We start from the raw sequence: 586 nt of genomic DNA on the forward strand, positions 1-586 counted from the left end.
GAAGGTTGTCTTCTCACTGTCACAGCCTTCATCCGGAACCCTTCCGGAATCTGTCTGTGGATCTTCGCCTTTACAACACCGGCTTTTGGGAGTTTGATTCCGTTATCAAAAATTCGAATATTCCCATTCACCAGATTCGTAGTATATGCATTCCGGTTATGATGCTTTGACTTGAATTTCGGAAACCCAATCTCCGGACGTTCAAAGAAATTCCTGTACGCCCGTTCCAGATGGAGCTGCACATTCGCCAGGGCAAGAGAATCTACTTCCTTCAACCACGGAAAATCTTTTTTATAGGCAGCCGGTGTAGTCTTCAACATCTTCCCGGTCTTCTTATATTCTTCGATCTTATCCGATAGCATCCGGTTATAGATGAATCTACAACATCCGAATGTCTTCGCAAACAATTCTTTCTGTTCTTCCGTTGGATAAATGCGGAATTGGAAGGCTTTATTACTCTTTCTCATGTTTCTCACCCTGTGTTTCAATGTATTCCCTGATCACTTCGATTGGTGCTCCACCGGCTGTTATCAGACAGAAACTCTGACTCCAGAAAGTTTCCTTCCACAGCTTTTTACGAATCGCT

2 protein-coding genes are annotated in these 586 nt (G+C 43.7%); both read right to left on the minus strand.

What is annotated here, in order from left to right; genetic code table 11:
- Positions 1 to 467 (minus strand): RNA-guided endonuclease TnpB family protein (locus ACQRBH_RS17305; protein ID WP_427762694.1); only part of this gene is annotated, 467 nt, incomplete at its 3' end.
- The coding region (locus ACQRBH_RS17310) for a transposase (RefSeq protein ID WP_427762695.1) at positions 454 to 586 on the minus strand (133 nt) is incomplete at its 5' end. The genes ACQRBH_RS17310 and ACQRBH_RS17305, both read right to left, overlap by 14 nt.

The sequence above is a fragment of the Bariatricus sp. SGI.161 genome, assembly GCF_050313695.1.
In the GTDB taxonomy this organism is placed as follows: domain Bacteria; phylum Bacillota; class Clostridia; order Lachnospirales; family Lachnospiraceae; genus JAFBIX01.